This is a genomic window from Brucella lupini (assembly GCF_002252535.1).
In the GTDB taxonomy this organism is placed as follows: Bacteria; Pseudomonadota; Alphaproteobacteria; order Rhizobiales; family Rhizobiaceae; genus Brucella; species Brucella anthropi.
In genome coordinates this window covers 24385-31112 of the sequence record NZ_NNRN01000005.1, presented here as the reverse complement: position 1 = coordinate 31112, position 6728 = coordinate 24385, and the positions used below count along the sequence as shown (strand labels likewise).

The following is a 6728-nucleotide window of genomic DNA, read 5'->3' as shown; positions in this document are numbered from 1 at the left end:
GCTGACGCCGGCCGGTAATCACCTCGATCCGATGGTACTTTCGTAACGTCCCGATTGCTGCCGCCTTTTGAACCAAGGCCTCGTGGCATAAGACACGTGTTTAACGACGTCGTTAGCGACGTGTCTTATGCGAGGATTGGATGCGAGTTGAGGTTCTTGGCGCGGAACGGCGTCGTCGCTGGGGCGATCAGAAGAAACTGGATATCGTCATGTCGATTGGGATCGGCGGTGCGACGGTCACGGATGTGGCTCAGCGGTACGATGTGACCCGTCAGCAGATTTACACATGGCGACGGGAACTGAAGAAGAAGGGTCTTCTGCTCTCTTCGCGGGAAGCCGTATTTCTTCCTGTTGATATGGGTAGTGAGCAGATCCCTTCTGGGGTTAGCGATGACGCTGATGCTTCGTCCTCAATGATTGAATTGCACTTGCGCTGCGGTCGCAGCCTTCGTTTCACGAGCACGCTGGAGGATACGGTGCTGGCACGGCTCATCCGGACGGTGGAACAGGCATGATTGGACCGGGCACTGGCGTTCGGGTTTACCTTGCCTGCGGCGTGACAGATATGAGGAAAGGTATTGAGGGCCTTTCGATGTTGGCGCAGGATGTCTTGCGCCAGAAGCCGACAGGTGGAGCTGTCTTCGCCTTTCGCGGGCGGCGTGGTGATCGGGTGAAGCTGTTGTATTTTGATGGCCAGGGATTTTGCCTTTACTATAAAATCCTGCAGAAAGGGCGTTTCCCCTGGCCTTCAGCGGCCGATGGGACGGCTCGACTGACAGCAGCGCAGCTGGCGATGCTATGGGAAGGAATAGATTGGAGACGTCCGGACTGGGGTGCTCCGCCCGCCCGCGTCGGTTGATTTTATCTTACTGAAACTACTTGTTTTTATGGCGTTCTGTCCTGACTTATGCTAGTCAGGATCATGTCGAATGCGAGCTCAATTCTTCCTGATGATCCAGCCTTTCTGAAGGCAATGATCACCGCCTTGCAGGCGGAGAATGCGAAGATGTCGGCGGCGTTGAAAGCACACGATCACCTGATCCAGGGTCTGAGGCTACGCATTGCGCGATTGAAGAAACAGGTCTTCGGCAAGTCTTCTGAAAAAATCGAGCGGGAAATTGCGCAACTGGAACTGGCGCTGGAGGATCTGTTGATTGCCAGCGCCGAGCAGGAGGCCGGGCCCGTCGAAGAGCTTGAAAACGATACGGCTTGCGGTCCGGAGGAGACTTTAAAGCCCAAGTCATCACGTCGGCGTCCACGTGTGTCGGAAAATGCTGTTCGCGAACGTCGTGAACTGGATCCCGGTCATTGCTGTCCTGCGTGCGGAGGCGAGTTGCGTTTTGTTGGAGAGGATGTCAGCGAAATCCTCGACATGATCGCAGCGACGATGAAGGTCATCGAGATCGCCAGGCCAAAGAAGTCATGCCGTTGCTGTGAGAAGATGGTGCAGGTTCCTGCTCCCAGCCGCCCGATACCGGGCAGTATGGCTGGTGCCGGGCTTCTGGCCTATATTCTGGTCTCCAAATTCGATGATCATCTGCCGCTCTATCGCCTCAACGAGATATTCGCGCGGATGGGGGCCGATATACCTGACAGCACACTGGTGGATTGGTGCGGTCGTGCCATGCAGGTGCTCCGTCCGCTGATCGAGCGCATTGAGATTGAGATCATGAAAAGCGATCTCCTCCATGCTGACGATACGCCGATCCGGGTGCTGGATCGCTCATTGCGCGACAAGGGATTGGGCAAAGGTGTGAAGAAGGGCAGGATCTGGACATATGTCCGCGATCAGCGTCCATGGGCAGGTAGTGCGCCACCAGGTGCGGTTTATTACTTCGCGCCCGACTGGAAGGAAGAGCACGTTCATCGCCATCTCGAAAAGGCGAGTGGCATTCTTCAGGCCGATGGCTACAAAGGCTATACGAAGCTATATGAGCCGGGATCGGACGGAAAGCGTCGGTTCTGGGAAGCTTCATGCTGGGCGCATTGGCGGCGTGACTTTCATGACATCTGGACCGCGAACAAATCCGGGATTGCGCGCGAGGCTCTCGATCGGATCGGTGCGCTGTATGATATCGAACGGGATATTGTAGGCCGGCCCGCCGATGTACGGCTCGCCACGCGTCAAAAGCACAGCAAGCCAAAGATCGATGAACTGCACGCATGGGCAGAAAAGCAGTTGCTTCGCATTCCGGGAAAAAGCGAACTTGCGAAAGCTTTGCGCTATGGGCTGAGCAGATGGCCGTCACTCTGCCTGTTCCTGGAGGACGGACGCGTGGCCATGGACAACAACGCTGCGGAACGAGCCCTCAGACCGATAGGAGTAGGACGCCGGAATTGGTTGTTCGCAGGCGCTGACACCGGCGCGGAAACCTTGGCACGCGCCATGACGATCATTGAAACAGCGAAGATGAACGGCATCAACCCGCAAGCTTATCTGGCCGATGTGCTCGACCGCATTCACGACCACAAGATCAATCGGCTCGATGAGTTGCTCCCGTGGAATTGGAAGCCCCTCGCAGCTGAACATGCAAAGGCAGCCTGATGACCACGGTCAGATTTGTTTACACGCTCGACTATGTCGCCGAAATGCTCGAAGAGGATGTCGATCTTCTTCAGGCGATCATCTACAATGATGACAACTTGACCTATGGCAATATCATCAGTGTCGTGACCGGAGACGACCAGTCTACAAGCGCCCTGACGGACGACGGCATTGATGAGCTAAGACAGATGCTGGCTGACGCCCGTAAATCAGTCGAAAAATGGCAAGAATTCCTCGAATGCTTTGTCGATGACGAAGAGATCGTCGCCCGCCTCAAGACATATTCACCACGGTAACAATCGGGCGGTTACGTACTTTCCCTCATGCCTGGCTTCATCCATGTCTTCAAGCATGGCATCAGCGCGATCTCCAATCATCTCGGTCCGCTCCTATCAATAAAGAAGCTTATCTCGCGNCGGTTATCCTGCGGTTATTCGTGTGGATAATGGCAGCGAATTTATCTCTCGTGACCTGGATCTATGGGCTTACCATAAGGGGGTGGTGCTCGACTTCTCCCGGCCCGGCAAGCCGACAGATAACAGCTACATCGAGAGCTTCAATGGCAAGTTCAGAGCCGAGTGCCTGAACGCCCATTGGTTCATGAGTCTTGACGACGCCCGCATTAAGATGGAGGATTGGCGTAGAGACTATAACGAATTCCGGCCACATAGCGCCATTGGCAATAAGGTGCCGATTTCGCTTATGAATGGCTCAACGGCATCCCCGCCGCTTTGAGCCTTAAACCCGGAAAATTCCAGCTCTCCGTGGCCCAAAATCGGGGTGCACCTCAAAAACCGCTGGAGCGAACTCAAAACTGGATAAAACTTGGGGGCAACGTCAGGGGATTCCTTTCAAGTATCTAAGCCGAATTCGGGAGGAAACTTGTTCAAAGTTGTTCATTTCCCGAATCACTTCTGGCCTAATTGATTATTTTTTTTAAAGAGCGCTTTCTCAAACAGTTGATCAAAGTCCTTAGCCTTCTTGGACCAATCCCAAGCTTTTATATAAGTCAAATTTTCATTTGCCAGGCGTTGTAACATGCTGCGATCAGATGAAAGATTGAGTAACGCTTCCGCCATCGCTTCCGGTGTTCTTTCACGAAGTATGAATTTTTTCTGCTCTGGTCCAAAAGCTTCACTGACGATACCTACATTAGTAGACACAATGGGAACGCCGCACGCCATTGCCTCTAAGATAGGGTTCGGTGTTCCTTCTATCAACGATCCACAAACATAAACGTCTATTGATGAGTAATAATCCGGCATTTCATCATAAGATCTAAATATAATCTGCTTATCGGCAAAATTCTCTATATAATCAATTCCTTTTGAAGCTAGTATAGATAATGCGGGCCGGATTATCGTATGTAGACCTTTGTAATCTATGCCATCTTCGTCTGGTCTCCATGCACTGTTCCCGGCCCACCCGATAACTAAAGGGCGATCAAGGTTAGAAGTAAAACGCTCAGTTCTAATGGGAATAAAATGAGAAAGGTCAACGCCATCTTGTAGGGTCGCAGTCGGATTCGGAAAACTCGCTATCGAGCTATAAATGTCATGAAGAATTTTAGAAGAAACGCTGTATCCGTCAACTAGCGAGAAAACTTCCTCATATCTCTCGATGGACTTGTCATCAAGAAACAGATGATCGTAAACGGCTGTTGTGATTGCTATACCGTCGAATTTGTCTTGCAATGATGAATAATATTCGGTAACTCCTGCTAATTCAGCACGCTGCTTTTCGAATCCCCAGCATAATCCACCAAGAATTTGCCGCCAAAAGAAGTGGACAAGATCGTATCCTTCCAACACTAAGAGCAACTGAAAAAAACCATCAAAATCTGAAAAATATAAAATATCTATATCATACTTACTGCCCAGCGACTTTTTTATTTGTCGGGCAATATTTGCAAATGCCCAATTATCGGTATCAGCTACTAGCGCTATTTTAGGTAGTTTTTTGATATCTTTTTCTAAAGTTGTTTCTTGTTGCTCCATCATATCGTGCTTGGAGCGGACCCAATCTTCGAGATCATCATTCCAGAAGTTGAAGCTATGCTTTTTCTCCATATATTTAGCGGAATGTTCGATTGCGGACGGACTATAACGCTCCATACGATACCGGCGCGCATCTTCATCTGTACGCATTGGGTGTTCATGAATAAGTGAAAAGGTGCCCACGGTTCCTACTTTGATACCCGCTTGAAACAGCCGGATTGAAAAGTCTGTATCCTCGAACCCCACAAACATGTTTTCGTCATACCCACCCAAGGCCTTGAACGAGTTTTTCTCAAAAACAGATGAACCACCAAAAAGGAATGTGCTTAACTGAGGATCGGCTTCTTGGACACTTGGTTTGGAAATTGCGTAAGCCCCACCATGTCCGAGACGGAGATTTTGCTGATCGTCAAAGTGGACATAGAGGTGTCCACCAAAAGAGAAAATTGTTTCACCGTCTGGCTCTAATAAAGGCAAATTAGCAAATTTGCATCCGAGAATGGCCAAATCCCGTTGAACTTTTTCTAAGGGATTTGTTGTGAAGTAAATATCGTTATCAAGACACATCAACCAATCGGTTCTGACATGCTCAATTGTTCTATTTCGTCCACCTGCTACTCCAAAGTTCTGGCCTAGGGAGACTAATCTATTTTTACATGGAAGACATTTAAGTATTTCTTGCAGTTTCAGTAGTTCGTCTGGATCTGATCCGTTGTCAATCGCAAGGACTTCACCGGAAAAATTTGGAATATGCTCAGATATAGATTGACACAAACGTTCAGTTAGATAGCTACGATTGAGGGCCAAAAAAGTAATAGTCAAGTTACAGCCATTTATACCTATATTAGGACCATTTACGTCTAGAAAGTCCGTTGATAGATAAGCGTGGCTACTGCTAGATGTATATGAAAGAGACTGCACACCAGGTGCCAAAGTGAATTTCATGATTTTCCTCTATATATGCGCTTCGCCCAATCAAAGGTTTTTGCCATTAACATCATGATTTTAGTCGGCACGAAGCGCCTTATTCGGGTATAAATTGCAACAGCACGCCAAGGTATACTATCAAGGCGCGCATTATTCTCAATCAGCTGATATTTAAGATTCTGAATCTCATTTGATAGGTTAATAATCCGCAATTTTTGAGAATCGCTATTAACCTGAAGCAGCTTAAGCTCAATATTGGCAGCTTTCTTTGCGAGCTGTTCAGATCTTATTTTTGCTTTTAGATCATAACATAGTTGTCTAGCCTTATAAAGCTCTGGCGTTAGTATACCTTCTTCTAATGTGTTTTTTTCTATTTCAATGTTGACAGGAGTCACGGGCGGCATTGGTGGAGCATGAAATGTTGCCGATAATTCATCAATTATTTGATTGCCGCCCCATACACCCAAGAAGTAAGAGCAATTCTCAGTTGAGAGTTCTCGTTCGTCAGGCAGAAGATGATGTAGTCCGACAGTGGTGCGGAGACGGCGCAAATCTAATGCGTTGATTCCCGGCTTGAGTAGTGGGTTGTCAGATCTGATATTCGCAAACCCAGCAATTGGCACTCCCAAAAAAGTTGCTCTCGGTTCACCTAAAATATCAGTGACCAATCCAAAGAATTCCTGCGCAGTATACTTTTTAAAGTGATAAGGATTTCCCATGTTTTCACTGGGATAGTAATAGTGATCATTTGGGCATGAAATAACAAACGTAGCATCTGGTGATGCAAGAGATTTAATTCTTTCTATAAAAAAAATAGGATCATTAATATGTTCTATTGTCTCAAATGAGACGATTAAGTCAAATTTTTGCCTTCCTAGCACTTCGGTTATTTTCTCGGCTGAAGAATTTATAAACTTAATATTAGTGCCGTGAAAATTCTCTTTTGCTTTATCAATGGCTTCCTCAGAAATATCTACCCCGACCACCTTCTTGGCATGCCAGTGTTTAGCCATGAGATATGAACCATAGCCTTCGCCACACGCCAAGTCTAATACAGTTTTATTTTCACAAATACCAGCAACAGAACTGTAGCGTGCTACGTGGATCGATGACTCGATAGCGCTGTAGGCATGATCATCACTAAATGGCAGTCGTTCCAATCTGATGTCCTCAAAATTTTTACCACACCTTGGCTTGCATAAGCACGCTGGTACTGTCAACTCTGTCCAGGATAATGCTCCGGAATTGTGGTCATGCAA

Annotated in this window: 6 protein-coding genes and 1 pseudogene; 5 read left to right on the top strand and 2 right to left on the bottom strand. The window is 48.0% G+C overall.

Going from position 1 to position 6728, the window contains the following annotated elements:
- The first annotated feature begins 140 nt into the window (after positions 1 to 140).
- From tnpA to CES86_RS00470, 5 genes and pseudogenes are all read left to right on the top strand, one after another.
- Entirely contained in the window at positions 141 to 515 is a 375-nt protein-coding gene (tnpA, locus tag CES86_RS00490) for an IS66-like element accessory protein TnpA (RefSeq protein ID WP_011982989.1), read from the top strand.
- Positions 512 to 859 (top strand): IS66 family insertion sequence element accessory protein TnpB, encoded by a 348-nt coding sequence (tnpB, locus tag CES86_RS00485; protein ID WP_011982990.1) that lies wholly within the window; start codon positions 512 to 514, stop codon positions 857 to 859. The genes tnpA and tnpB overlap by 4 nt, the downstream gene beginning before the upstream one ends.
- A 63-nt stretch (positions 860 to 922) precedes the next feature.
- A complete protein-coding gene (gene tnpC / locus CES86_RS00480) occupies positions 923 to 2545 on the top strand; it encodes an IS66 family transposase (RefSeq protein WP_040129620.1) in 1623 nt (540 codons plus the stop codon).
- Positions 2545 to 2841, top strand: a complete 297-nt coding sequence (locus CES86_RS00475) for a hypothetical protein (protein WP_012092492.1) — start codon at positions 2545 to 2547, stop codon at positions 2839 to 2841. The genes tnpC and CES86_RS00475 overlap by 1 nt, the downstream gene beginning before the upstream one ends.
- 121 nt (positions 2842 to 2962) lie before the next feature.
- Positions 2963 to 3280, top strand: a pseudogene (locus tag CES86_RS00470) (integrase core domain-containing protein); the annotation flags it as partial.
- A gap of 173 nt (positions 3281 to 3453) precedes the next feature.
- On the opposite strand, the gene CES86_RS00465 reads toward CES86_RS00470, so the two are convergent.
- A complete protein-coding gene (locus tag CES86_RS00465; RefSeq protein WP_094513257.1) occupies positions 3454 to 5487 on the bottom strand; it encodes a glycosyltransferase in 2034 nt (677 codons plus the stop codon).
- On the bottom strand, positions 5484 to 6629 hold the full coding sequence (locus CES86_RS00460; protein ID WP_167387074.1) for a class I SAM-dependent methyltransferase: 1146 nt from the start codon (positions 6627 to 6629) through the stop codon (positions 5484 to 5486). The genes CES86_RS00465 and CES86_RS00460 overlap by 4 nt, the downstream gene beginning before the upstream one ends.
- Positions 6630 to 6728: the final 99 nt, after the last annotated feature.

Bases quoted from the DNA above. Each gene is read 5' to 3' on its own strand.
- tnpB (WP_011982990.1), top strand. From the start codon at position 512: ATGATTGGACCGGGCACTGGCGTTCGGGTTTACCTTGCCTGCGGCGTG.
- tnpA (WP_011982989.1), top strand. From the start codon at position 141: ATGCGAGTTGAGGTTCTTGGCGCGGAACGGCGTCGTCGCTGGGGCGAT.
- CES86_RS00465 (WP_094513257.1), bottom strand. From the start codon at position 5,487: ATGAAATTCACTTTGGCACCTGGTGTGCAGTCTCTTTCATATACATCT.
- CES86_RS00475 (WP_012092492.1), top strand. From the start codon at position 2,545: ATGACCACGGTCAGATTTGTTTACACGCTCGACTATGTCGCCGAAATG.
- tnpC (WP_040129620.1), top strand. From the start codon at position 923: ATGTCGAATGCGAGCTCAATTCTTCCTGATGATCCAGCCTTTCTGAAG.